Here is a 238-nt window from a genome sequence, read left to right as displayed (position 1 = left end):
TCATGGTCGGAGACAATATTACAGAAGAGGCGGCTATCGCCGCTGCACAATGCTTACCAGGCCTGAAGGGCAATGACCTGGCGAAAGTTGTCAGCGTCAAAGATAAGTACGAATGGCGATCCACTGTCTGGGATTTGAAGACAGATAGCCAAGCTACAATCGATTCTGCCGATTAGACTTATCACGTGGTCGCATACTACTACGGCGTCAAATACCACATCCTGCGCATGCTGCTCGA

At 50.0% G+C, this 238-nt stretch carries 1 pseudogene; it reads left to right on the top strand.

The features are described 5' to 3' along the window. Positions 1-238: pseudogene (locus ACFZPT_RS27005) on the top strand (carbamoyl-phosphate synthase small subunit); the annotation flags it as partial.

This window comes from Pseudomonas sp. MD330_10 (assembly GCF_042610415.1).
Classification (GTDB): Bacteria; Pseudomonadota; Gammaproteobacteria; order Pseudomonadales; family Pseudomonadaceae; genus Aquipseudomonas; species Aquipseudomonas rhodesiae.
Note: the sequence above shows the minus strand (reverse complement) of the source record. Positions and strands in the feature narration are given on the sequence as shown.